General features: G+C 44.9%; 26 protein-coding genes, 2 pseudogenes and 2 riboswitches. Of the genes and pseudogenes, 2 read left to right on the forward strand and 26 right to left on the reverse strand.

The features are described 5' to 3' along the window. Positions 1 to 357 (forward strand): annotated as a pseudogene (locus tag JL57_RS31960) (transposase); the annotation flags it as partial. A gap of 27 nt (positions 358 to 384) precedes the next feature. Here JL57_RS31960 and JL57_RS31965 read toward each other — a convergent pair. The 15 genes from JL57_RS31965 to JL57_RS32035 all read right to left on the reverse strand — a co-directional run bounded on the left by JL57_RS31965 (position 385) and on the right by JL57_RS32035 (position 14406). Continuing rightward, complete coding sequence (locus JL57_RS31965; protein WP_045691359.1) at positions 385 to 1335, reverse strand: GHMP kinase; 951 nt, start codon at positions 1333 to 1335, stop codon at positions 385 to 387. Then, entirely contained in the window at positions 1335 to 1892 is a 558-nt protein-coding gene (locus JL57_RS31970; protein WP_034145912.1) for a cob(I)yrinic acid a,c-diamide adenosyltransferase, read from the reverse strand. The genes JL57_RS31965 and JL57_RS31970 overlap by 1 nt, the downstream gene beginning before the upstream one ends. Continuing rightward, the gene (locus tag JL57_RS31975) at positions 1889 to 3325 is read right to left on the reverse strand and encodes a cobyrinate a,c-diamide synthase (protein ID WP_034145913.1); all 1437 of its coding nucleotides are present in this window, start codon (positions 3323 to 3325) and stop codon (positions 1889 to 1891) included. The genes JL57_RS31970 and JL57_RS31975 overlap by 4 nt, the downstream gene beginning before the upstream one ends. A gap of 151 nt (positions 3326 to 3476) precedes the next feature. Beyond that, positions 3477 to 4448, reverse strand: coding sequence for an adenosylcobinamide-phosphate synthase CbiB (gene cbiB / locus JL57_RS31980; RefSeq protein ID WP_291300837.1), 972 nt, complete (start codon positions 4446 to 4448; stop codon positions 3477 to 3479). Between the two features lie 4 nt (positions 4449 to 4452). After that, positions 4453 to 5988, reverse strand: a complete 1536-nt coding sequence (locus JL57_RS31985) for a cobyric acid synthase (protein ID WP_034145914.1) — start codon at positions 5986 to 5988, stop codon at positions 4453 to 4455. 39 nt (positions 5989 to 6027) lie between these two features. Then, positions 6028 to 6666 carry a precorrin-8X methylmutase gene (locus JL57_RS31990; RefSeq protein ID WP_034145915.1) on the reverse strand — a complete coding sequence of 213 codons (639 nt, stop codon included), beginning with the start codon at positions 6664 to 6666 and terminating at the stop codon, positions 6028 to 6030. Beyond that, the gene (locus JL57_RS31995; RefSeq protein WP_034145916.1) at positions 6663 to 7031 is read right to left on the reverse strand and encodes a sirohydrochlorin chelatase; all 369 of its coding nucleotides are present in this window, start codon (positions 7029 to 7031) and stop codon (positions 6663 to 6665) included. The genes JL57_RS31990 and JL57_RS31995 overlap by 4 nt, the downstream gene beginning before the upstream one ends. After that, on the reverse strand, positions 7028 to 7795 hold the full coding sequence (gene cobK, locus JL57_RS32000; RefSeq protein WP_034145917.1) for a precorrin-6A reductase: 768 nt from the start codon (positions 7793 to 7795) through the stop codon (positions 7028 to 7030). The genes JL57_RS31995 and cobK overlap by 4 nt, the downstream gene beginning before the upstream one ends. Continuing rightward, positions 7792 to 8481: a precorrin-3B C(17)-methyltransferase gene (gene cobJ, locus JL57_RS32005; protein ID WP_034145918.1), complete on the reverse strand. Its 690-nt coding sequence runs from the start codon at positions 8479 to 8481 to the stop codon at positions 7792 to 7794. Before cobJ ends, cobK begins: the two co-directional genes overlap by 4 nt. Positions 8482 to 8507: 26 nt before the next feature. Beyond that, a complete protein-coding gene (locus JL57_RS32010) occupies positions 8508 to 9632 on the reverse strand; it encodes a cobalt-precorrin 5A hydrolase (protein WP_291300838.1) in 1125 nt (374 codons plus the stop codon). Next, entirely contained in the window at positions 9629 to 10417 is a 789-nt protein-coding gene (gene cobM / locus JL57_RS32015) for a precorrin-4 C(11)-methyltransferase (RefSeq protein ID WP_034145919.1), read from the reverse strand. Before cobM ends, JL57_RS32010 begins: the two co-directional genes overlap by 4 nt. Then, entirely contained in the window at positions 10398 to 11135 is a 738-nt protein-coding gene (gene cobI, locus JL57_RS32020; RefSeq protein ID WP_034145920.1) for a precorrin-2 C(20)-methyltransferase, read from the reverse strand. Before cobI ends, cobM begins: the two co-directional genes overlap by 20 nt. Next, the gene (locus tag JL57_RS32025) at positions 11132 to 12361 is read right to left on the reverse strand and encodes a bifunctional cobalt-precorrin-7 (C(5))-methyltransferase/cobalt-precorrin-6B (C(15))-methyltransferase (protein ID WP_034145921.1); all 1230 of its coding nucleotides are present in this window, start codon (positions 12359 to 12361) and stop codon (positions 11132 to 11134) included. Before JL57_RS32025 ends, cobI begins: the two co-directional genes overlap by 4 nt. 101 nt (positions 12362 to 12462) lie before the next feature. Further along, positions 12463 to 12646, reverse strand: a riboswitch (cobalamin riboswitch). A gap of 93 nt (positions 12647 to 12739) precedes the next feature. Then, positions 12740 to 13642 carry an arginase gene (rocF, locus tag JL57_RS32030; protein ID WP_034145922.1) on the reverse strand — a complete coding sequence of 301 codons (903 nt, stop codon included), beginning with the start codon at positions 13640 to 13642 and terminating at the stop codon, positions 12740 to 12742. 68 nt (positions 13643 to 13710) lie between these two features. Continuing rightward, positions 13711 to 14406, reverse strand: a complete 696-nt coding sequence (locus JL57_RS32035) for a Crp/Fnr family transcriptional regulator (protein ID WP_034145923.1) — start codon at positions 14404 to 14406, stop codon at positions 13711 to 13713. A gap of 101 nt (positions 14407 to 14507) precedes the next feature. Here JL57_RS32035 and JL57_RS32040 point away from each other — a divergent pair, with 101 nt between their 5' ends. Then, positions 14508 to 15224 carry an ATP-binding protein gene (locus tag JL57_RS32040; RefSeq protein WP_034145924.1) on the forward strand — a complete coding sequence of 239 codons (717 nt, stop codon included), beginning with the start codon at positions 14508 to 14510 and terminating at the stop codon, positions 15222 to 15224. Between the two features lie 96 nt (positions 15225 to 15320). Here the strand turns inward: JL57_RS32040 and JL57_RS32045 are convergent. The 11 genes and pseudogenes from JL57_RS32045 to JL57_RS32095 all read right to left on the reverse strand — a co-directional run. Continuing rightward, positions 15321 to 15611 (reverse strand): annotated as a pseudogene (locus tag JL57_RS32045) (Rpn family recombination-promoting nuclease/putative transposase); the annotation flags it as partial. Positions 15612 to 15943: 332 nt separating this feature from the next. After that, positions 15944 to 16489, reverse strand: a complete 546-nt coding sequence (locus JL57_RS32050) for an RHS repeat-associated core domain-containing protein (protein ID WP_291300839.1) — start codon at positions 16487 to 16489, stop codon at positions 15944 to 15946. Between the two features lie 395 nt (positions 16490 to 16884). After that, positions 16885 to 17853, reverse strand: a complete 969-nt coding sequence (locus tag JL57_RS32055; RefSeq protein ID WP_291300840.1) for a DNRLRE domain-containing protein — start codon at positions 17851 to 17853, stop codon at positions 16885 to 16887. A gap of 352 nt (positions 17854 to 18205) precedes the next feature. Next, on the reverse strand, positions 18206 to 19333 hold the full coding sequence (cbiD, locus tag JL57_RS32060; RefSeq protein WP_034145926.1) for a cobalt-precorrin-5B (C(1))-methyltransferase CbiD: 1128 nt from the start codon (positions 19331 to 19333) through the stop codon (positions 18206 to 18208). Between the two features lie 274 nt (positions 19334 to 19607). Then, complete coding sequence (locus JL57_RS32065; protein WP_034145927.1) at positions 19608 to 20420, reverse strand: energy-coupling factor transporter transmembrane protein EcfT; 813 nt, start codon at positions 20418 to 20420, stop codon at positions 19608 to 19610. Further along, positions 20414 to 22237, reverse strand: a complete 1824-nt coding sequence (locus JL57_RS32070) for an ABC transporter ATP-binding protein (protein WP_291300841.1) — start codon at positions 22235 to 22237, stop codon at positions 20414 to 20416. The genes JL57_RS32065 and JL57_RS32070 overlap by 7 nt, the downstream gene beginning before the upstream one ends. Positions 22238 to 22253: 16 nt before the next feature. Next, positions 22254 to 22769, reverse strand: a complete 516-nt coding sequence (locus JL57_RS32075; protein WP_034145928.1) for an ECF transporter S component — start codon at positions 22767 to 22769, stop codon at positions 22254 to 22256. A gap of 19 nt (positions 22770 to 22788) precedes the next feature. Continuing rightward, a complete protein-coding gene (locus JL57_RS32080; protein WP_045691358.1) occupies positions 22789 to 23598 on the reverse strand; it encodes a hypothetical protein in 810 nt (269 codons plus the stop codon). A 102-nt stretch (positions 23599 to 23700) separates the two neighbouring features. Continuing rightward, a riboswitch (cobalamin riboswitch) is annotated at positions 23701 to 23875 on the reverse strand. Positions 23876 to 24162: 287 nt separating this feature from the next. Continuing rightward, complete coding sequence (locus JL57_RS32085; protein WP_034145929.1) at positions 24163 to 24660, reverse strand: L-2-amino-thiazoline-4-carboxylic acid hydrolase; 498 nt, start codon at positions 24658 to 24660, stop codon at positions 24163 to 24165. Positions 24661 to 24681: 21 nt separating this feature from the next. Beyond that, positions 24682 to 24891, reverse strand: coding sequence for a hypothetical protein (locus tag JL57_RS32090; protein WP_291300842.1), 210 nt, complete (start codon positions 24889 to 24891; stop codon positions 24682 to 24684). Positions 24892 to 24914: 23 nt separating this feature from the next. Continuing rightward, entirely contained in the window at positions 24915 to 25343 is a 429-nt protein-coding gene (locus JL57_RS32095; protein WP_034145930.1) for a hypothetical protein, read from the reverse strand. Positions 25344 to 25359 lie beyond the last annotated feature (16 nt).

Consider the following 25359-nt stretch of genomic DNA (forward strand, 5'->3'; position numbering starts at 1 on the left):
AAAAACAAGATTGAAGAAGCTTTTCGAGAGATGAAATCACAACTTGCATTACGTCCCATCTATTTGACACGGCCAGAGCGAGTGAAAGCCCATGTGACCATCTGCATCTTAGCTTACTTGCTGATAAACTCAATCGAGATGATGCTCAGGAAAGCGGAAATCACACAGTCGTCTGAAGAACTGCTGCGACAAGTGAGTAGCTGTCGATTAAATCAGGTTGGGTTAAAAAATTCTTCTCAACGTTCATTAACTATTACAGAGATGACTGACCAGCAGGAAAAATTGGTCAAATTATTTAGTTGTGAAAAAATGATGAAGCCGAAAGTGATTAACCAGTTCAATAATTTCTTACTGTAAAACATGTTGTAGTGACAAAACGCTTTCTTACGCATGGTCTAAAGCCTTGCTACGCCTGGGTCTGGAAAAAAATGTCGCCAAACTCGGGTTAGAAGCGACGATTCCACCCGGATGACTATTAAAAAGATCGAGGTAGGCGGGTGTAAACCGTTGCTGTGCTTCAAACTGTAAGTTTTTGCGTACTTCAGAAGCGGAAAAGCCATTTTGCGGAAATACTCCGGCTAACAGTGTACCGCTATGTGCCGTCACAACTCCAAGTCCTCCAGTTTGCTTTACCCAGGTCAAAAAAGGCTTAAAGAATGATTTATGATTGACTTCTAAATTACACTGTGCACTAATCGTGCCTGCTGTGGCCAGTTTCTCTAAATCTCCCTGCTCTATGCCTTCGCAGGCCAATCGATACGCCTTCTCAATCTCAAGTTCATTGCGCCGATAGTGCTCAGCTAACCCTGGTCGAGCGTTAAACACTCTGGTATCGATGGTTCCACCCCAATCCAAGGCCAGAAACAAGGCAGGGACTGCAGAACCTAGCACGCGCTGGTTATGTCCTTGGACATGCTCAATCTCAGTGATCCCGGGGAACATCACGCTGTCGCTAGGTTCAATCTGTAAAGCAAAATGTGCTAAACGCTCAGGTGCCGGATCCTCTCCGAGGGCAATCAGGGTGGCTGCCGCCACGGCAGTAATGTCAGCCGTCGAGCTAGCCATTCCTTTCCCTTCCGGAAGCTGTTGTAAAAAATCTACTTTACCACCTAACGTAGGCAGGCCTAAGTTAGCTTTGAGTAACCCCAGTACTTGGAGGGCTTTAGTCTTGTGCAGAGGAATATCCCAGCTATTGGTATGCAAGTTCAACGCCACTCTAGCTTCCGAAAAACGATCAATGGGACAATCTACGAGAAATGGAACTCCTCTTCGAGCCCCTTGTACCCATTCTCCACACGTCCCCGGACACCGGGCCAACCCGACAGTGAAATCCATTAATATTCAATCCCCCTACGACTGCTAATTCCTTTTGAGAAAGGATGTTTTAGCATGTTCAGGTCATACCAATTGTCTACTAAAGACTCTATGGTTTCGGGCATGCCACGACCTGTAAGAATCCAGTCCAAGGAAGAACTGGTCAAGAGAAGCTCTTTCAATGGATTGATATCTAGAAAACCTCGGTTTAAGGCATGGCTTACTTCATCTAAGATAATCATTTGGTAGGTGGCTGTCTTAACTTCACCCGCTACGAAATCAAAGGCTTGTTGAACTAAATCTAAGGCGATCTCTGGGTTGCGGTTTTGTCGGAAACATTCTCCACACCCTGTACAGTGTTTCATTCCAGTACGGATCATCCCTGCCCAGCGACAACCCACTCCAAATTGAATGATCGGAATGGCTAAACGATTAAGCCCTACAAGTTCACCGCTATAAGTACTCCCTTTGAGGAATTGCACCATCAAAACACGTTTCCCTTGGCAGTAGGCGAGGGCAGCTTCTCCGAGGGCTGAGGTCGTTTTCCCTTTTCCTTGTCCGGTATAAACGGTTATCATACCCCTAGTCTCCCTGAACGGGAAGCAAACCAGTGCTCAAGTAACTCTTGATGTCCCGAAAAATGCAGGTGAAGATACGAAGCGACAAGATTATCCCGAGCATAACCTTCCAGGCGATCCCCTTGGCCTGCTTTGAACAATTCGTAGGCGGGAGGATAGTCTTTGTCATAGATCACTCGAGAATAGTGAAATTCATGCCCCTGAACTGTGGTTCCGCGCGGACCCAGGAAATTATCCTCCCGAAAGACTCCTTTACGATAGCCTATACCCTGCAAGCGCTTGGTCATTTCGGCTTTCATCGGGATAAGGCCCACCATTGGAAGCTCGTTGCCTTCAAAATCCTTAATAGAGTTACCGAGATACATGTACCCTCCGCATTCAGCATAGATAGGTTTACCACTGGCCGCATAAGCGCGCAGGGAGTCTATGAATGAGCTGTTTTCGCTCAAACGATTGAGATGAAGCTCCGGAAATCCCCCACCTAAGATAATCCCATCCAGGTCCTTAGGGAGAGCATGATCGTGTAAGGGGCTAAACGGTACAATTATCGAATCCAACCGTTCTGCAAGGTCTAAAGCATCTTGATAGTAAAAAAGGAACGCCTCATCCCGTGCTAAGCCTAGCCTGAATTTATTCTGCTGGGCTTGAGGAGCAGGATTAGAATTTGGCTCAAGAATGCTAGAATTATTGACAGAACATGTGGCAGTTTTCTTAGTTTCATGCGATGAAAATGATTCACTACTAAACTCAGGGGCAGCCAGCATTATACTTTCGACTTGATCCAAATCAACGTGTTTAGTTATTAAATCGGAAAGCGTCTCGATAAACCCTTCTAAGAGTCCACCTTCCCCTACGGGAATCAATCCCAAATGCCGTTCAGGTAGGTGCAGGGATAGTTCTTTCGGGAGCACCCCAAGGACTGGGATCTGGAGATCACTGAGGGCTTCTCGCAGAATAGTTTCTTGGGCCGTCGATTTGACGCGGTTAAGGATGACACCCTGTACTTTTGTCTGGGGGTCAAAGGAGTTAAAGCCGTAGACTAGGGCGGCCACGCTCCGTGACATTGAAGAGGCATCAACAATTAGGATGATCGGAGCTTGCAGAAGTTTTGCAACATCTGCCGTACTTCCAAAACCTGCGGTACCACTCATACCATCAAACATACCCATGACTCCCTCAATCACCGCCCAACTCTCCTGAGCACTTTGAGCAAAGATGGAAGGAAGATGCTCTCCTAACAGCCAGCGGTCAAGATTGCGGGAAGCCCTTCCCGTTGCTGCCGCATGATAACTGGGGTCGATGTAATCCGGCCCGACCTTGTACCCCTGGATTGGACGATGGCGCTTTTTCAAAGCCGCCATCAAACCCGTAGCAAGGGTTGTTTTGCCTACACCGCTGTGCGTTCCTGCAAGGACAATCCGTGGAATCTTCATGCTGTATCTCCTTATCGATAATTCGTGGTTCGAGGTTCGTCGTTCGAAATTCGAGTTTGTGAAGCGAATAATCTATTCGCGCCTCAAAATAAACTTTGAGCCTAGCTAAAAGGCGAACCCGTCGCTCGATGATTAAGTGGGGGTCACTTGGTTAAATCATTAAGTAAGCTATTACAAGGGCAGGCAGAAGGGATAACCAGGTCGCCGTTTGAACCAGTTGACGACAGCGGGCAATGTCTGTGGCTCCTACTGGATGAAGGGCATCCCCCATCTCTGCCCGGTGGTGGGTCCGACCATGATAGATATTGATGCCACCAAGCCGAATGCCAAGTAATCCAGCAACCACACTTTCCGGATTCCCTCCGTTGGGACTAGGATGACCTGAGGCATCTCGCTTCCACATTCGGTAGGCGTGACCCACTGACATTCCTCTGAACCAACCTGCGAGCAGTAAGATCGGAACAGATAAGCGCGCGGGTAGGTAATTCGCCCAATCATCTGTGCGAGCCGAGAACCAGCCAAACTCTTCATAGCGCTCGTTCCTATAGCCGACCATAGAATCCAAAGTGCTGACCGCTTTAAAGGCCATCGCTAAGGGCGCTCCTCCGAGAGCGGCGTAAAAAAGCGGGGACAAAATCCCATCAACGAAGTTTTCGGCCAGGGTCTCAACGGTTCCTCTAGCAAGCTCACCTTCGGAAAGATTGCTAGTGTCACGGCTAACCAACCAAGAAAGCCGTGTGCGAGCCTCAGTCAAGTCCCCTTTTAGCAAAGGAACTAGGACACTTTGTCCAGCATCTAAGAGGGATTTACTAGCTAAGGTTGTGAAAATAAAATAAGTGGTTAACCCAAAACCCAGCAAGGGATGCAGTGTCTTCGCTGCCAATACTGCAGCCCAGGTAAGCAGATAACTTCCCCCTACTACAAGGATCGTTAGCAGGACCCCGTTGCGGCGTCGCAGCTGGGGAGTTCCTAGATTGAGCTGGCGCTCCAGATAGGCAATCAGGTTCCCTATTCCTACGACTGGATGGGGCCAACTGCGTGGATCTCCAATAACCTGATCAAGTATAAATCCAAACAGAACAGCGATGGGAAGAAGCGCTGAAACGATACTCAATGTTTCCATAATTTTAAGTTAAGCCCATAATGTCTCGAATCCGTTCCATATCCACATTTTGCCGAACTAAATCGGCCAACTCATTAAACGCTAATTCACGAAGCGCTGCTTGAGAAAGTGACGCTTCTACGGTCCGCGCAGACCCTCTGCGCTGCCATAGCCAGTTTAAAAGGGATGTCCGCAAGCTGTCATTATCGAAAATTCCATGTAAATAGGTACCATAAGCATTTCCTACCTGCAAACCATCGAGATTGGACTCTCCATTCGAAGTCAAATTGAACAGTGGAGTATGCCCCTCATCCATGGTGGTTCGACCCATATGGATCTCGTAACCAACCACTGTATCACCAGTACAGGCTTTCAAGAAGCCTTGCTCCGCCAGGATGGTCCCCTTACTCTGAACGGTATGTTTCTGAGGATAGAATTCTGTCACCATCGGTAAAATGCCAAGCCCTGAGACCTCTTCCAGCTCGGACTCTGTATGCAGCGGATCCTTCACTAAGCGTCCCATCATTTGATAGCCACCACAAATCCCGATGACAGGAACCTCTTTTTCATCAAGCTTATGAATGAGAGTCCCTAAGCCGCTCTCATGAAGAAAATGCAAGTCAGCGAGAGTGTTTTTGCTGCCGGGAATGATGAGGAGATCTGGTTTTCCCAAATTCGCAGGGTCAGTAACATAGCGCACCGCAACATCGGGTTCATCCTGAAGCGCATCAAAGTCTGTAAAATTAGAAATGTAGGGTAAACGAATGACTGCCACGTCCAATTGGTCTGCTAGAGAAACCGAGGGTTTTTCGTCTGCTTCGTTCAAAGCTACGGAATCTTCATCTGGAATACGGATCTTGAAATAAGGAACAACTCCGACTACTGGGATTCCTGTTTTTTCTTCGATGAAGTCTAAGGCAGGCTGAAGAAGCTTAATTTCCCCTCGAAACTTATTAAAGATAATCCCTTTGATCATGGCTCGTTCTTCAGGTTCCACTAATTCCAAGGTTCCTACAACGGCTGCTAAGGCTCCACCACGGTCAATATCTGCTACGAGTAAGATCGGTGAATTGGCCTCCATGGCAACCCGCATATTAACAATATCGTTGGATTTAAGATTGACTTCAGCCGGACTTCCTGCTCCTTCAATCACTACGATTTCATAGTCCTTGAGCAAGCCGTGGAGTGCCTCAGTCACATAAGGCCAAGTCATACGTTGATATTCCCCATGGTAACGCAGAGCTGTCACATTCCCCTGAGACTTGCCCATAATAACGACTTGAGAGCCGGTTGGCCCACTGGGTTTAAGTAAAATTGGGTTCATTCGTACCTCTGGTTCGACTCCAGCAGCTTGGGCCTGAACCACTTGAGCTCTCCCCATCTCTCCGCCTGCTGTGGTCACAAAGGAATTAAGCGCCATATTCTGTGCTTTAAACGGACTTACATGGTAGCCTTCTTGATAAAAAATTCGGCAAAATGCAGCAGCCAAAACGCTCTTTCCAACGCTTGAAGAGGTCCCCTGGATCATAAGTTTGGCTGTTGATTGATGATTTGAAGACATTATTTTCACCCTCTTTTTCTTAAGCGGTGCTTTTTGAGCTTATTTAAGCTGTTTTAAAACTGTATAAATTAAGGCGTTAATTACTGTTGCAGCGATGGGACTTCCTCCTCGCGTCCCGAGGACTGTAATCGAAGGGAACTCTTGGTGCTCCCAAAGTAAATCCTTAGACTCTTTTGCTCCGATAAAACCCACGGGAATTCCGACGATCAAAGCAGGGCGGGTCTCCGGATTCTCAGCTAAACGCAAGACTTCGATGAGAGCCGTTGGAGCGTTGCCAATCGCCACGATTGAGCCGCGCAGACCCTCGGCATTCATACGAAAAGCCGTCATTGAGCGTGTGATGCCCCATGCTTTGGCTTGTTCGGGAACACCGGAAGAATTTAAGAAGCATTCCACTGTCCCACCCAAGGATTTGAGTTTTTCTTTGGAAATCCCTGCTCGAACCATCTCAACGTCCGTAATCACGTTGGCACCTTCTTGTAGAGCCTTTAGCCCGCAGGCGATCGCTTCCGGATGAATCGCAATGGCCGATTCTAAGGAAGGATCTCCAGTTGTATGAATTATCCGTTCTACCACTGGAAAGTCAGCTTCTAGCCAGGGACGGGTTAGTCCAGCGCGAATAATCCGCATGCTTTCTACTTCGATTTGACTCGGGTCTAAAATGAAGGCGGTTGTCATTCAGCTAAAGCCTCCTTGATGCGCAGACTGGCCAAATTCGCAATCCCGTCATCAGCTCCCAGTTCTTTGGTAAAGACAATCTCCACCTTCGGATTCTGTTCCCGAATTTCTCGTAATTCTTCATGGATATCCACCGTCACATGGACTCCGCGGAAGAGAAAGAGCGGCATGACAACAATACTAGATGCGCCAGCTTTAATTTTGGCTTCTACCGCTTCGGGAAGGCTCGGGTGATCATGAGCCATATAGGCAGGAGTTACCGGTTGTTCCATTAAGCGACTTACTTTTTCGGCGACCACTAAAAGTCCTTGATTAGCCTCGGCACGGCGGCTACCGTGTCCTAAAAGAATTAGTTCTGATTTCATGGTATCGTTTCCTCCAATTGTTTAATAAATTGGGTCACTGTACAACGTTTTGAATCCATTTCGACAACGGGTCGTTTTAGAATCACCAAGGGAAGGTTTAAGCTGAGACACGCCTGTACTTTTTCGAGGGTTCCGCCAACTTTTCCACTTTCTTTGGCTACCACCACCTCGATCTTTAATTGCTTAAACATGGCTTCATCCCAAGCTTGGGAAAATGGACCCTGAGCAGCAATAATTTGATTGGGTTTAAAGCCTAAGGATTCACAACGCGCTAACACCTCAGACGTAGGGAGCACGCGAATATAGAGCATTTTGTCATTCATTGAAGGATGAGCTACCCATTCAGGCAACCCATTACTTCCGGTGGTGAGCAGAATACGTTGTCCTAACTTCGTTGCCATTTGTACTGCGGCCGGTAGGCCCTCTGCCCAATGAATAAGGGGATGAGCGGCTAGCTCCAGTGCTGAGCGCTCCCAGCGGAGGTAAGGTAGGGCTAGCTCTGCGCAGACGGTTTTGGCCATTTCTTTCACCCGTACCGCGTAGGGATGAGTAGCATCCACCAGAGCTGAAAAGGAATTAGCTTGGAGAAGATCAGTGAGGATTTCTGCATCCATCGCTCCCGAGCGAGCTGGCAGCCCTTGTTCTTGTGCCAAATCTGCGCCATAGGCGGTCAGAGTGGAGACCAAAACATCATGTCCCCTCTGCATCAGGGCATCCGCTAGCTCTCGCCCATCCTCTGTTCCTGCTAGGACCAAAAGCCTCACAGTTTGTATCCTCGAGGAGTCACCATATAGGGGCCAACGATTCGGGTTTGAGAGTTACCTATAATCACCGTCGTGAGCATGTCGATGGGGTGCTTGGTGAATTCCCCCAAGGTGGTAATCAGCACGCTCGATTCATCCCCACGTAAAGCCTCACGAACCAGTCCTACAGGAGTCTCAGGATGACGATAGCGGAGGATAATCTCCCGTACGGTCTCTATGTGTTGTGGACGACCGTTACTTTTCGGGTTATAAAGGGCAAAGATAAAATCACCTTCGGCGGCTAAGCGCACTCGTTTCTCGATGACTTCCCAAGGCGTTAAAAGATCACTTAAACTAACCACTGCAAAATCATGCATTAAGGGAGCACCTAACATGGAAGCTGCTGCAGAGGCTGCCGTCACTCCAGGAATGATTTCCAGGGGTAGATCGAGGAGGTCTTCTTGTTCCAGACACTCGATAATAATCCCAGCCATGCCGTAAACTCCGGCATCCCCACTGCTTACGACGGCGACTCGGTGTCCTTCTGCCGCCAAACGAATGGCTTCTCGACAGCGATCAATTTCTTGACGCATCCCAGTTGCAACAATTTGTTGATGGGTTATAAACGGCCGAATCAGGTCGATATAGGTTTTATAGCCCACGATAAATTCAACCTCATTTAATACCGACTGAACCCGTGTTGTCATATGGTCTTGGTCCCCCGGCCCGAGGCCTACGACAAAAAGTTTTCTATGCTGATCGCCACTGTGACCCCCTGCCCCTTGGTCTTGGGCAGAACCAGCCGTCCCCTTTTGGCTCCCAGTAAACTCGCTGCTTCGCATACACCGTCCACTCCTATCTTTTCCCTTACAAAGTTTGATCGACTTAACTGTTCTTGAAGATTAACCGCTTGTAGTTCATCTGCTCGGTAGGTTTGAAACGGAACTCTGAGGTATTTAGCCGCTTCAATCAGACCCACTTCGTCAGATTTCAGATCAACGCTATAAATTCCTGAGATGGCCTTCAGGGAGGCTCCGAGCTGTTCTACTGACGTCCTGATTCTCTCTAAAATAACTTCGCTAGAAACCCCGCGACGGCACCCCACCCCAACACTTAAAATGGGTGGGACTAAATACAGGCAATCCACCTTAAGGCTTGAATGTGGAAAAGCATCGATTATAACATTTGCTTGATCTTTTTCCTTTTCGGACAAGAAATGATAATGGGGATCACTTACCCAGGTATGGTGCTCAGATTTCAAAGGATAACTTGCCCAGACATTGAGACGATTTTGTTCTAAGAGCAAGCGGTTGACCGCTGGCAAATGATCGATAGGTTCTACTTTCCAGCCATACCTGCGAGCGTATTCGTCAGGCGCCACCATTCCCCTTACATCCGTAGCTGTCGTAATAACGGGCAATGCTCCAAGTTGTGCAGAGATCTGATGGGCCCAAGCGTTTGCGCCACCTAAATGGCCAGAAAGCAGAGGAATCACGAATTTCCCTGCTTCGTCTAAGACAAGCACAGCAGGATCTCGATCTTTTCCTTCTATTAAAGAGGCAATTTGACGTACAACAATTCCTGTCGCCATGACAAAGATCAACACCGAATACTCTTGCCACAGTCTCGGGACAATATCCCTCAAACGAGTAAAGATCTGCAGTTGCAGCTCATGTTTTTGTGCTTCACCCTGATTCTTAGTTTGACCGAGCACTTTCTCATGAATATAGACTTTTTGAAGGACGGTATTCGGAAGCCCTTCTCCAATACGTTGGATCGTGTCCAACCCTCGGTCCGTTAAAGACACAAGCGCAATTTTCGTTTTTACATCCACGTCTTGGCCTACATTTATGTTCACTTTTCTGTCCCTTGCCTATATTCGTGCGTAAAGGTCGGGTCATAGAGTTTGGAACGGGCGTACCCCTTGGCCGGATCTAAGAAGTCCCCGACAAGAATTTGAGCCTGTTTACGAATTCCTGCATCTTTAACTTTTTCCACGATGGTTTCTAAGGTTCCCAGCAGAACCTCTTCATCCGGCCAACTTGCTTTTGCGACCACAGCAATAGGGGTGGAGGCCGGATAACCACCCTCCAATAAGGCTTGGACGACGGATCCCATATCCTGAACACTTAAGAAAATCGCCATACTGGCTTGATGTTGCGCTAATTTGGCAAGTGCTTCACGTTCTGGAACGGGAGTGCGTCCGGCTAAGCGGGTGAGTATCAAGGTCTGGCTAATTTCCGGCAGTGTAAATTCCCGTTTAACTGCTGCGGCTGCTGCAAACACCGAACTGACCCCCGGAATAACAGAATACGGTATTTCCTGTTTATCTAAATGTTCAAATTGTTCCTTTATAGCTCCATACATACTGGGATCTCCTGTATGGAGTCGGACGATGGTTTCTCCGCTTTGGGTTCCCTTGAACATTAGAGCGACCACTTCTTCCAGTGTAAGGTGGGCGCTATCATGAAACGGGGTACCGGGACGACAAATGCCAAGTAATTCCGGGTTAACTAAAGACCCGGCATAAATCACGCGATCCGCTCTTTCCAGCGCCCGAGAGCCTTTGATCGTGATCAGCTCAGGATCCCCTGGACCAGCACCGACGAAGATAACTTTACCCTTAGTTCTTTTCTGGCTCACTGTTTCCCCTCCCCAATAAGTCTTTTTTCACGAGTAACAAACTAAGATAATCGATTTTGTCGGCAGTGAAATCCTCTGGTTTAGGTTCCCAGCGGATTTTCTCTCCGGATTGTCCAAGGCGAGTTAACAAGACCGCTTTTCTCTCGCGCTCTTTCAGAAGCGTTAAAATCTCAGGAAGCCTGCGGGAGACTTTCATTAAGACTAAATTGGGGAAATTAAGAAATTCTCCAACATCTTCGGTACTTGGCAAGATTAGAAGAGGCTCATCCCCAGTAGCAAGAGGCAAGTTAATCTTGGCTGCCGCCGCGGACATAGCCGTAATGCCTGGCACTGTGATAACACATTCCTGTGGTAATTCCTCCTGAAGGATGTTAAGTAGGTAGCTGTAAGTACTATAAAGGGAAGGATCTCCCAGCGTGATAAAGGCAACGGATTTACCCTGTTTCAGTTCAACTAGGAGGGTTTGTGCTCCATCTTGCCAAGCCTTTGTTAAAACCTGCTGATCCGAAGTCATAGGCATTTCGAGTTCGACAAGTCGGACATTAGTTGGACAATGAATTTTGGCAATATCCCAGGCCACACTTTCTCGATCGAGCTTGGATTTGGGGATAGCTACCAAATCCACTGATTGTAGGACATCAACGGCTTGCAAAGTCAAGAGCCGAGGATCACCGGGACCGACCCCGACTCCATAGAATTTTCCCCAGGTTGTATTCATGATGCTTCCCCTTTTCGTGCTGAAATTATAAAGATTGGATTCAAAGCTTGGGCCATATGCAGAGTTTGTACTGCTTTCCATCGGACTGCTTGAATAGAGACGGTATCGATATCCTGATAGTTAAAGTCTGTAAGCAGTTTCAATCCTTGAGCCACTGTTTCGATGGTCACTGCTGTGATCACGATTCTTCCCCCTTCAACAAGGGGAACCGTATTTAAGATTTCTGATAAACGTCCATTACTGCCACCAATAATACAGACATCGACTGGGGGAAGTTCCCCGAAAACATCTGGCGCAGCACCAGGAATCAGACGAAGATTTGAAACTCCAAACTTGAGTTGATTAGCAAGAATAAGTGCTTGAGCCTCTGAATTATGCTCAATTGCGTATACTACACCTTCAGAAGCGAGGCCGGCTGCTTCGATACTAATACTCCCCGTACCCGCTCCAATATCCACGACCTGATCATATTTCGAAATTTGGGCTTTGGCGAGTACTTGAACCCGAATTTCCGCCTTGGTCATGGGAACCTTTCCGCGCAGAAACTCTTCGTCTGGAATTCCAAGCCTGCAACCTACACCCTGTTTAGGGGAGTGCTGAGAATCTTGAATAGTATTTGGATAGAGGATAACGATAGCATTCTTTAACATGGTTTTTTCCTGAGCCAAATGCTCTGCGTCCATTGTTGACCAAAATTCCTCTGGATAAGCAAGGGCATTACCGACTGAAATAAGAGGGTTATTGCCACGCTCCATATAGAGTTGCGCGATTTTCTGAGGCGTATTTTCTCCACCGGTTAGAACCGCTGTGGGACGAGTAATTACCTGAGGAAGTACAGACAATTCTCGACCATGAACACTTGCAAAGATGGCCTCTTGCCAAGGAAGCCCGGCTCTTGCAAAAGCGAATTGAAGAGAACTGATCCCAGGATAGACGTCGATTATTTCCTCCGGAAACTCCTTCTTAAGTCTAGGTAAAAAACTGAAAAACCCTGGGTCGCCTGAGACGAGAACTCCAACAACGTTCTCTTCTAGAAGTGCGCTTCTGATCACTTCTATACTGCTAGCTAGGTCACCGGATAGGGAGTACTGGCGCCCTGTGAAATCAGGAAAGAGTTTTAGAGCCCTAGACCCTCCGATTAGAATTTCGCAGTTCTTTACAAGTTCAGTAATTGCAGGGGGCAACCATTCCGGCCTTCCAGGGCCGATACCGATTACTTGTAACATGAAAAACCTTCTTCCCTTGTGTTGTGGGTAATAAAAAAACGAGCCTGAGCGGCTCGTATGGTTTACCCTAAATAAACACACACATCTCCTATCGCTCGTAGGTTTGTGATGCTACTTAAGGCAGGTTTCCTGGCTTCAGATCATCATTCTCATCTCTGTCCCAGCATTTGAGCGTAGGATTTCGAAGAGAACTCCTTGTTTACAGTGGCGGGACCGCGTCGGACTTTCACCGACTTCCCCTTTTAGATCCTTTATTACAAAGGAACCTTAAGCATAACGCTATTAAATTTATGAATAGTCCAATCGACTGATAATGAGATATTCTATAAGTATATACTAAATTCCTCTTTTTCAAAATACCTTCTTAAAAAATAGTGTTCACCCAAGTATTCTTTTTCCGATCATTGAACAAATAAGCGAGACAGCTAATTTGCCTGTTTGATTCATATGATCAAGAATAGGATTTAATTCAACGACTTCTAAAGAACGCAATTTCTTACTATTAGAGATCATTTCCGCTGCTAGATGAGCTTCTCTAAATGTAAGACCTCCGTTTACAGGAGTTCCTACCCCAGGAGCTTCATTAGGATTCATGACATCCAAGTCAAAACTAACATGAAAGCCTTCAGTATCTGCGGCTACGATTTCTAAAGCTCTAACCATAACCTCTTTCATCCCATACTCGTCAATATCAGACATTGTAAATACTGTAATACCCGATTCTTTGATTAATATAGCTTCCTCATTATCAATATCCCTTGCGCCTATTAAGACAACTTTTTTCGGGTTTACGTAGTTAACATCCTTAGGTTTAAATCCCGTCATTTCCAATGCCCCAAAACCTGCTGATGCAGCTAAGGACATTCCATGCAAGTTACCTGACAACGTAGTTTCTCTGGTATTGAAATCCCCATGGGCATCTATCCAAAGCACACCAATATTCTCTAATACACTCTGAGTGCCCAGAATACTCCCAACTGCAATACTATGATCGCCACCGAGAATTATCGGCAAATTCCCTTCTAAAAGACTCTTCCTGACTAAGGAAGCTAAGCTTTTGTTAACATAGCCTATTTCTTCTTCGTTCTTGAAACTCTCATCTACAAAATCATCATAGCTTTCAGGAATAGGCACATCAATGTTGCCGATATCCTTATAACCTATGTTAAGGTTAGTTATGGCTTTTTTCAAGCCGCCGTATCTTATGGCACTTGGGCCCATATCAACGCCTCTTCTATTTGCTCCCAAATCAATTGGAACACCTATCACATCAACATTCACAATTGTATCTCCTTCATATTGTTTAATGCATTACAATATATTTTGATACAAATGAGATTTATTATCCACTATAAATCACTCATATACTTTAAGGCTTCTAAATCTAAAATTTCGAATTCAGTCAAATGAAAATCAATAACTCCTTCATCCTTCATTTTACGCATTTCTCTGGACATGGATGGACGAGACACATTTAGAAAATCCGAGAGTTCATTTCGATTTAAGGGCAGAATTATGTTTTTGTCGCCTGTCTTTTTATATTGCTCCAATAAATATGTGCAGATTTTCCCGCGCATACTTTTGATCGTCAGATATTCAACCTTCTTGTTCAACATCATGGCTCTTTCGGAAATTATCTTTAAAAAGTTCTGGATCAGAATTCTGTGCCATGAACACATCTTGTCACACTCGCCAACAATTTTTCCTCTCGGTAGGAAAAGAACCTCACAAGCTTCATGGGCCTGAACAGTTGCTGGCCAGATCATTTGGCTGGAAAAGGCGACTAACTCACCAAAAATATCCCCTTGCTTTAAAAGTGTCATAACAATCCTGTTTCCTGCGGCATTTTCTTTACTGACCGTCGCTGTACCCTTGAGAACTATTCCAACGCTTTCATAGGGATCTCCGCCCGTCACAATATAATCACTTCTTTTATAGCTGCAAACTTTAGGCTTCAAACAATTTAACATAGCTAAAATGGCATCTCTTTCAATTCCTTGAAAAAGGCTTACTTGCGAAACTTTATCCAAGTATTTTTCAAACATCACACACCCCTACTCATTTTTGTATCCTCAGATACCGATTTAATTCTTTCATTGTAATATAATGAACCTGTAAAAACAATCATTCGAAAGGGGTTATGACAATGTTAAGAAATATTATAAAAATAGATGAAGAAAAGTGTAACGGTTGCGGCCTTTGTGTCACTGCTTGTCATGAAGGTGCTTTACAACTGATTGACGGTAAAGCCCGGCTTGTTTCTGAAAGCTATTGTGACGGTCTTGGTGACTGTCTACCTGAGTGCCCGACTGGAGCTATCGTGCTTGAAGAGAGAGAAACTGTCGTCTATGACGAAGAAGCTGTCAAAAAGCATATGGAGAAAAACAAGCCACAGCTTGTAGCCTCCCTTCCCTGTGGTTGCCCCGGTACCCAAGCAAAAGTGCTGGACAAAAGACAACTTGAAGACATACCAGTTCATTCTGCTGAAAACTCACACTCCCGACTTGGACAGTGGCCCTGCCAGTTGAAATTAATACCAGTAACTGCACCTTACCTCAATAACGCACATTTGCTGATTGCCGCTGACTGCACTGCCTTCGCCTACCCCAATATTCACGAAAAGTTTATGCGCAATAAGATCACCCTGATTGCCTGCCCCAAACTGGATGATACCGATTATTCTGAGAAACTGACAGCGATTTTAAAACAACATGAAATAAAAAGCGTCTCGGTCTTAAGAATGGAAGTACCCTGCTGTGGCGGTTTAGTTCAAGCTGTAAAGAAGGCCTTGTCGAGCAGCGGAAAAATGATACCATGGAATGTCGTCACAATATCAACAGACGGACGAATTATCGAAGATTAATCAGACTAAAGATAATCGAGGGAAAACAGAGGGACAGGTGCGTTGTTTCGGAAACAACGCACCTGTCCCCTCGTTTTTTCCCCGCGTTATTTTACTCTAATTCTTCAGTAATCTAATATCTTCTTCGGATAAACCTGTTGCTTTAGCAATCTTTGAGATCTCGACTCCAAGGTCTATCAGGTTCCTAGCAACTTCTGCTTTACCCTCTTCTTTACCTATTGCTTTACCTTCTGCTAATCCCCGCTCAATCCCTTCCTTCAATCTGAGTTCCGCTTCCCTTACAGCCGCCTTTTCATCTAATACTGCCTTGCGTCTCGAATAGTACTCTTCTCTCACACGTGGATCATCACTTGATTTCTCCCATGCCGCTATAGCTTGGTGTAAAACAAGTATACCGATTGCAGCCGCTGCAGCTATAGCCGTTAGCGGTGCCGTGGTTCCAAACGAAGCACATGTTACTACCACTGCTACGACTACGATCCAACTGCTGCAACAACCTTCAGTGCCGCGTTGATAGAATTCCAGCTCGGCCAATTATCACTCTCATCAGCCATATAAAAGGATTATTCATGCAGTATGCAAATACGTTATGACTTAAAAGTTTGCCAACTTCACCAGCTGCAACATTCCCCTCCAACATATCTCCTATCTAGAGAACCAGTTGTAGTATATGAGTATGCTGCGCCTGCAATTGCTCCTATTACTCCACCAATAATCCACTAAGCAACATTGCCATTTGGATCAGACATGTTTACAGGATTATTCATGCAATACGCAAACACATTATGAGTTAATAGCTGTCCTACTTTTCCGCCCTCAGCATCCGCATTAATAAACCTTCCCCACTCGGGACTATAATATCTACTCTGCAGATAATACAATCCAGTCTCACTATCAGACCTATACCCTCTGTACAGATACGGATTCTTAGCTCCTACCGTGTCCTTTAGACTTCCATCTGTCGAAATCAGCTTACCCCAGGAATCATAGGTATATCCAACAACCTGTGTTCCTGCACTGTCAAACAGCCCAATAATATCCCCTTGTGCATTTCGAATATAATAGTACTCTGTGCCGTTTAAGTTCATGCTCACTAGGTTTCCGGCAGCATCATAACTATAATATATCTTATCCGTACCGTTATCCTCTAGGGTTACTTTATCACCATTCAAGTAATAGTTTGTCGTAACTCCGTTAACGGTCTTTTGAGTCCTTATCCCCGAATCATTATACTTAAACGAAAGATTGGTTGTTCCCTTACTCATGGTAGCAAGCTGTCTTCCCGCTTCCCAGGTATAGGTCCAGCCGTCATAGGTCAGGGGATTACCTATAGCATCATAGGTTATCGCTTTACCGTCATAGCTGGTGAGTTTATCTTTCCAGTTGGCATCTGCATAATTGTAGGTTTTGCTATTTGTTAATGTTAACCCTGTACCGGAATAATCATAGTCTTTCTTGGTTTGGATATTTCCAGGTTGTACTGTTAATAGTCATCAAGTTTACCGGCATCATTGGACGTTTGGATGTTTTTCCATCTTTCTACGATCTTTTGATTCTTTCAGTCCTTTCTCTTGTTTTTTAGAAAAAAACAACTAACGCTCTGAACGTTAGTTGTTCGTAGTAATAAGTTTAAGTTTGATTTAGATATTACTTTATTTCTTCATGAGTCATATTTGAAATAATGTTTGGTGCCATCTCCGTCGGTATAGATATAGTATGGGACGCCGCTTATGGTCTGTTCGGCGATCCTTTGATTTAAGTTAAGTCTCCAGCCGGGTCCGTATTTAAGGTCAGTATCTTTATCATTGCTGTTATACACGTGGTTTAAGGAAATGGGCATCTTGTTGCCATTCATCTCTAAATCATTATGGGCGAAGATGACGTTTCCGTTGTAATCATTGACGTAGCCTGTTCCGGCTCTTCCGACATCCTGGGAGTGATACGTCCAATAACTTTCCAAGCCAGAGTTGTTGATATAGGATAAGACGACACTCGCTCTTAATGAGGTGTAAGCACTGCTAGTATTCGCCGAAACGTATTCTGTGTAACCAGGATTTACTTCATCTTGGTTTTTGAGCATTAGCCCATAATTGTTACCGGTTGTGTACCAGTCTTTGACAATACTTGTGACATCCCAAGTATAATATGGTGCAAGATCCTTCACAAATTGATAATCGACGACTTTTGTATCATAATTAGGTTTATTGTTCCAGATTATTGAGTTCCCGCTCCAGTCACCTAGGACTTTGTGGACATTAACCTGTCTAACGGCCGAGTTAGGGGTTAACAAGTTCATATACAGATTAGCGTTAACAACCATATCAGAAGCCGTTAACGTTGGCAGATTAAATTTAAGATAGGAGCGATGAACTCCCCCAGTCGAATTACCGGTCTTGAGCATATGGCTGTTCTCGAAGTTAGAGTTCGGAAGTCCTTCGGACACATGATTATCTGTTATATTTGAGGTTTCCTGTTTTGTCTGCAAGGTAGGATCTATGATGATTGGAAATACCCTGTCTGTACTGCTTAGCCATTCATTATTCGGTAGAACGGTTAGACGATAACCCTTCTCCGCTGATTCCAGAGTTAATTTAATGTCATTGCTTAGTTCGTTTTTGGCATCGTACATATAAGGAGCATCCATGCTAAAGATGACTTCTTCAGGGTTATTGGTATCATAGAATGCGATACTGTTATCTTCAAGAAGTTTAGGGACCAGGCCCTTTGTATTCGTTTATACCCAAATAAATCCTTTTATTCTTAGATGTGTAATTTATTCCTTTTTCCTAAGTGCACGACATCGTAACATTTCTTTCTGATTCTGTGAGATTACCTACTACACAAAGCAGCGGAATGTATATGTTTTTCTCTGTGAAGATGCGAAAAAACACCTTTTACTGAGAAAAGGTGTTTTTTAGAGTTAACACACTCATGGAGTTACATTAATGGTGACCAATAAGTGTTTGTCTATCTAGCAAAAGTTAGGGCTCGATTGACCACGCCCAACGTTGTTCCTCAACGATCCTTTGAGCTTCCGAATCCCAGCCAACCGGTTGGCCGTTTAACAAGGTCATGATCGTTCCAACCCTTAAACGTCCAAAGGTGAACGCCTGAGCTCTATCACTCGCCAAGTGTGCCAGATGATGGAGCAACTTCTGCTCTCCAAGGAGCAAGAGTTCTGAGGTGGCCCCTTCGGTGGTTGGAAAGTCTGCCAAATGTTTTAAGGTGTCTTGATTAACCCCTGCTAGCGCTGCATGCGCAAGTAAGATTTCCATTCGGGCATCTGCCACACGATTATGGGTATGGAAAATTCCGCCCGCTACTTTTATGAGCTTTCCGATGTGCCCTAAGAGAATAACCTGTTCAATCCCCCGATAAGCCGCTTCTTCTAAAAGATAGCCAACAAAGTTACTCATCTGGATCACTGCTTCAGTCGGGACTTTAAAACGTTCAGTCGCCACTCGATACCCATAGTGCCCTGGAGTGAGAACTATGGTTTTATGCCCATAGGCTACTGCCTGGTCCAACTCCGGTAGAATCGAGGTTTTAAACGCCTCCTCGGACATTGGTCGGACAATTCCACTTGTCCCAAGTATTGAAATTCCTCCGACGACCCCTAGTCTCGGATTAAGAGTGCGCAGGGCAACAGTTTCTCCGGCTGGGACTTCGATCATAATTTCGAGTTCCTCTTCTGGGAATACCTCCCGAACCGCCTCAAGAATCATCTTCCTTGGTACCGGGTTAATGGCGCTTTCCCCAACCGAGATGGCCAATCCTTTTTTAGTGACGGTCCCAACCCCCTGGCCCCCGCAGATGTGAACCTCTCCTAAAGGGGAAATATAGCGCGCGATCGCCTGAATCTCAAGCCCATGGGTAATATCCGCATCGTCTCCACCGTTTTTCAGAATGCTTGCCCTCGCTTCTGGATATCCAGATTCGCCGCCATGGATGGGCATTGTTAAGCGCGCCGAATTCGGTAGTGGAATCTCTACCCGCTCAGCTAAACTTTCCCCTCTAAGGAGCAGACAGGCTACTTTTGCTGCACCCGCTGCGCAACTTCCCGTAGTATATCCTTCGCGCCAAGTATGTCGATCTTTTTCTCGCGCCATAATTTCTCTCCCACATTTCAATTAATCTAAGTATCAATCGTTATAAGACGACATAAAACGGTATTAGGTTATCTCTTTATGGATCGTATTGATTGAATATTACTGAATTTAAATGATTTTTCTATTATAAAAATTATGCACCAATGAGATTACTTAATTTGATTAATTAGAAGTTCCTTACTTTGATTATTGATGGAAAGTATAAGCCATGTGATGCCTCGTTGCAACTAATCTTTAAACATGAATACCTTCACACTAGCCAGTTTATGAAAAACTACAAAACTCCTAGTTGAAGTTGAAATCGAACAAAGAGTGCCAACATCAATAACATAACAACAAAAGCCATGGCCCAATAGTCCCTTGGGGTAAATGCTAGCTCGCGCATCGATGTCCAATTCCGATTCAAACCATATCCTCGATTGAGCATTGCCATCGAAAGGGAATTGGCCATCATAATCGAATTGATAAACAAAGGAATCATAATCGGAAGGTAGGATTGGAGGGAACCGACGATCCCCTTCTCTTTGAATTTTGTCCCACGTGCCTTTTGAGCCTCTAAAATTTGCTTGCGTTTTTTATCCAGGGTCGGAATAAATCGTATCGCCGTTGTCAGCATCATGGCGACCTCAACTGGAACCTTCATCTTATGAAAGAATTGGGTGAAGTCATCCATGGACGTAGTCAAAGTCAAGACAGAAGAAGTGATCATCATACTAAAGAGACGCAAGATAAACGTAGAGCCCATCAAAAATCCCCCCAAAGTAGCCCCTAATCTGTCTCCTGGCAGAGCATAAAAGAGGATCGTTTGGCTAGAAACCTGTTCAAAGCGCTCAGGCGTAAAGGTAAATCCTGTGATTAGAATAATCGAAATAATGATAGGAATCAAGGGAACCAGCATTCTTCCGATCTTTCGCAAGGGGATTTTAATCCAAATGGCTAAAAGCCCTGTCGAGAAAACGATCAAGACTTGAAATTTCGGATCTTGGAATAGAAACGAAAGAATCATAAACCCTAAGAAGCCGAACATTTTAGTCCGTACATCCAGACGATGGATCAACGTGTCTCCCGGTAAGTGCTCAATTAACATTCCTTCTGCTCCTGTCTTTCGAACAGCGCCATAAACTCACGTGATTCGATGAAGGTTCTATGACCTAAAATATCCTTCAAATGCGCGGAGAGCCTACAGAGTTGGGGTGGAATAATGGCAGAGTCGAGGAGTAGTTGTTCCTCAGAAAAAACATCTTCAGGAGTACCATCTAACATAACCCCGCCCTCTTTCATGACTATAACCCGCTTGGCATGTTGGGCAACTAAGTCCATATCATGGCTAATCATGATAATTGTGGTCCCTGCAGCGTGGAGTTTACATATCAAAGCCATCATTGACTGAACACCTGCCCAGTCCGAGCCAGTGGTCGGTTCGTCGATGATCAGCAGTTTAGGCTTTAAGGCAAGAATTGAAGCTACGGCAATCATTTGCCGTTCTCCTTTACCCAGACTAAACGGATGAACACTACGGTATCTTTCTAACCCAGTATACTGAAGGACCTCATCCACTCGTTGTTTGATTTCCTGACCTTTGTAGCCTGCATTTTTAAGCCCGAATTCTAATTCTTTCTCGACAGTAGCGGAAAAAATTTGATGATCGGGATTTTGAAAGACGTAGCCGATGGTTTTTGATAAATCAGACGAATCATATTGTAAAGTATTCATTCCCTCAACGATAATCTCTCCACGAGTTGGTTTTAAAAGTCCATTAAAATGTTTGGCTAAAGTTGTTTTTCCAGCACCGTTTTGCCCGATCAAGGCCACGAACTCGCCAGTTTTAATCGTCAGATTAATTCCTCGCAAAGCGGGCTGGCTTGAATTGTACTGGTAAAATAGATCGCTGACTTGAACTGCGATTTCTGCTTCTAACAAATATGGTTCCTGCTTAAACAGGTGATTCTTTATCTCTTCTTGAACTGGCACATGCCCATGTTTGTGCCAATGTCCGTATTTAGGTAACAACGCTCTAATTATGTTTGCCGCTGATGGGATATCCAAAGGGATTTCTGCAAAGGTAATCCAGCCCTTCTCGTAGAAATCCCAGCCGAGCTGACTGACGGGTAACGGCTTTATCCCCAACTGACTCAAGAGGGGAAGATTGCGAAAGAGTTCAGTCGGTAGTCCCTTCCAGACGACTTCCCCTTGCTTAAGTACCAAGACCTCATCGGCCTTGTGAATCAGTTCTTCGCTGGAGTGTTCAACTAACAAAATGGTCAAATCCCTTTTCCGTCGTAGATCATCCAACGTTTGATAGATTTCTGATCGTCCTATCGGGTCGAGTTCTGAAGTTGGTTCATCCAGCACCAAAATTTCAGGTTCCATCACGAGCACACCCGCAATTGCCAAGCGTTGTTTTTCTCCACCTGAAAGTTCCTCAGATATGCGCTGGTTATACCCTTTGAGGCGGACTTTTTCTAAGCTTTGATCGACCCTCAGATTAATCTCATCGAAGGGAACTAAAAAATTGCGGGGGCCAAATGCTGTGTCTTCCTCAACCGTTCGACCGATAATTTGGGTCTCTGGATCTTGTAAGACCAGCCCAAGAACTTTGGACATCGACTGAACTGCAGTTTTCCCTACATTCTTGCCAGCTACGCTCACCTGTCCTGTTAATTTTCCTTCCAGGAGCTGGGGAATTAGACCGTTTAGACACAAACTCAAGGTTGTTTTTCCCGCTCCTGTGGATCCCATTAAGACGATAAATTTCCCTTTTTTCACGGTCAAGCTGATGTTTTTCAAACTGAGTTCTTGGGCGTTCGGATAACAATAAGAAACATTATTGAGTTCAATAGCATTTTTACCGGGTTTTACGGTTTCCACGGTTTCTAGGGTTCCTACAGCTTCTACGGTTTCCACGGTTTCACCTCATCACCTAAATGAGTCGACTTCCCTTAATTGCTTTGTAGGCTACTGCCGAAATAATAACGTTGAGAGCTGCCCCGACGACGAGAAAAGGCATCAAGCCCATTACCCCTCCCATACCCATCAACGGCAGCATGGCAAAGGATGATACAACTCCATTCAGGATAATTCCAACGATAACAGCCGGAATCAGACCGAGCTTCTCATTTACCCAGCGATAGGCTACAGCCCATAAAGCCATTTGTAAAGCAATATATAAATGGATTGGAATCGTCATCGGGAATCCGACAACGGCTGCCGTCAGCAAATGCCCAAAAGCAATAACAATCGCCCCTGTAAGTCCTCCAAAGGCCAGCGCAGCGAAAAATCCGGGTGCCGAATCCATACCAATAGTTCCAACCGGACTTGGGATCTTAATCAGTGCTCCCACAGCACTTAAGGCAATAAAAATGGCCATAATCGATAGTCTTTTGACATTCCAAGCGGAGAGTTTTATGTCCTGTTGTTCTGTACCTAGATTATTCATAAACAATTCCTCCTTAAATTTAGTATAAATGACCGATTCTTGTTAAAGGCAATAAAGGAAACTCTGATGAAAGGAGATGATCAAACGTACTTGATGATGTAGATGATAGAGATGTTGGAAATGATAGTGGTATTAGTGATGATTGTGATAATAAAGACGAAGAAGAAAATATAACACAGCTAGAAGGTCCAGCCGATTTATCCAAGTCGAGAGGACAAGCAGAATCAACGTCCAATCGGGTGTTTATGGTGGAGGCAATAAGTTCTGCTTCTAATCGTATCCCTCTAGACCCTACAGGAATTATGTCATGAATACTTGAGATCTCTAAGAGAGCCTGAATAGCTTTCACTTGTACAATTTCTGGATCCTCTGGATTGTTGAGCTCAGATCCGACTTTAGGAAACCCTAAACAATAGACGTCATCCCCTCGTTGAGCAGTTCCAATACGCAACTTGTTTTTCTCAGCCACCCCGATCACACTGATTCCGAGCCCAGTTTGCTGGGTCGTCATGTTTTTTTCCGTGCTGATCGCCATGGGTAGAGTTTTTAATCCGGCTGATTCTAGTTCATCGTTCACCCCCCTTAATATTTCATCTCCTGTGGGATACGGCTCATTAGAAATCGCCACAGTCATTAATTCTGGCACTGCCCCTGTGGATAAGACTTCCAGCAAAGCCACCCGTGTCGTTAACCTTCCTGTAATAGTCCATGGAACCTTATATTCATCTAATTCCTTCATACCAATCGCACCACAGGAATCACAGGAAGCCACCAAATATTGTGCATTATTTATCGAAACAACCTCAACATCTCGACCAAGGTATCCCAATGTTTCACCCCCTTTTTCTAAAAAGGTAAATAAAAAAGTTCATAGTCTAATTTTCTTTTCACCACATGATAAGAAAATTGACCATGAACTTTACCTTAATTCATGACTTACTACGTTACTGGCAGGTCTCCTGACTTAGAATCATAGACTCTATGCACCTTCCCGGTTTCCCAGTGGTTAAAGCATAAGTCTCCTCTTTACAGTGGTGGGTCCGTCCGGGATTCTCACCCAGTTCCCTATTCTCCCTTTGAAGGGCACCAGTAACAAACGAGTATTTAGTTATATTTATTTTAATGCAAGATGCGTAATATTACAAGACTAGATTCAAGCTTTTCTTTCGGTTTTTGCTCGACTACTTATTCATTACGGGATCCCGTAATTGTCAAAGTTTTAATAACGCGCTTCTTAGGCTTGGTAATGGCAGATGCTTAGAGAGATACTTTGGTTAATATTTCGAATATACTTAATTAGTCAATTCACTGTATCTACGTAAAACCACTTAAGCTATAGATGAAAAAAGCTGGGTGATCTAATAATCACACCAGCTTTCATCTCTCTGACTAATTATCCATTATTCTTTCTAGAATAGCGTCTAGTACAGGTACTTTCACCTGCTGCCATACAGCTATCTGTTTGAACAGTGAAATCCTGTGATATTGCCTTTAGCGCCGTCTCAAACCACTTGTCACACCCTGCTTGACATTGTCCCGGTGCTCCGTAATCCTTGTAAGAACCTACCCACGGACAGCTATCATGGATGAGGAGAACGTCATTTCCTTCTTTGACCGATTTTGCACTTTCGCCCATGACAAGACTAGCTCGCACAAAGGCATTGACTATTTGTTCTAGGTCCGCAGTATCTCGTCCTCGCTTGAGATAACTTTCCGCAGTTCCCTCTCCAACTGATTCCCAAAAGCGATCTACTAAGGCGACGGTTTCCTCTGCTCCAAATTTTTCCTCCAGAACCATTCTCCAGCGATGGAAAAAATCATGGGAAATGAAAATCATGGAACGCCAATCTCTTTCCAGCTTCTTGATAACATCAGCATTTATTTCTGACAAGCTTACTCCTCCTTAGGCGATTTAAGGTTTAATGCCTCTTTCGGCATAAAACAATTCCAAAGCTGCCTGATATTCCGCAATTTCTTGCTCAGAAACTACCTGACCACACTCATAGCAACTATTCGTTAAACGGTCATACCAACGGCAACTACACTCACTACAGCCGAGTTCCGGGGCCCCACTTGGATTTAAAAAAATCATTTCTACCACTGCTCCTTCAAGCCTACTCAAAACTCTCCCCAACAGTTTCAAGGTTAACGACAAGCCCCCAGAATTGGAATCCCTAAAACCTCTACTAACTCTTCATAGCCTAAGTTTAGTAGTTCATTCTTGTTTTTCATTACATAATAGAGGATACTGCCCTGGCGAATCTGTTCTCTCATTTCATGAAAGGGATTATCCTCTGCTTTACTCTGCAGGGACTCTAGGGCTGCATCATCGGCTATCATCAATAGGTCTACACTGGCATTCTGAAAACCTGTAAAGGATTGGTAATCAACTACCATTTTATCGGCTTGCCTTCGCCAGATCAACATGGTTCCAACGGGGGATTCAAACTCTTTTTTGGGCAATATCCCTAAGCTGGCTCCCGGAAGCATGTCAGTAAAGATCTCCTGCCTGCGGTCAAGTATGGCTTGCCAGATTTCAGCATCTAAAAACTTTTCATAGACTGTTGATACCACGATAGCTCACCCCCGT

It is taken from the genome of Desulfosporosinus sp. BICA1-9, from assembly GCF_000802135.1.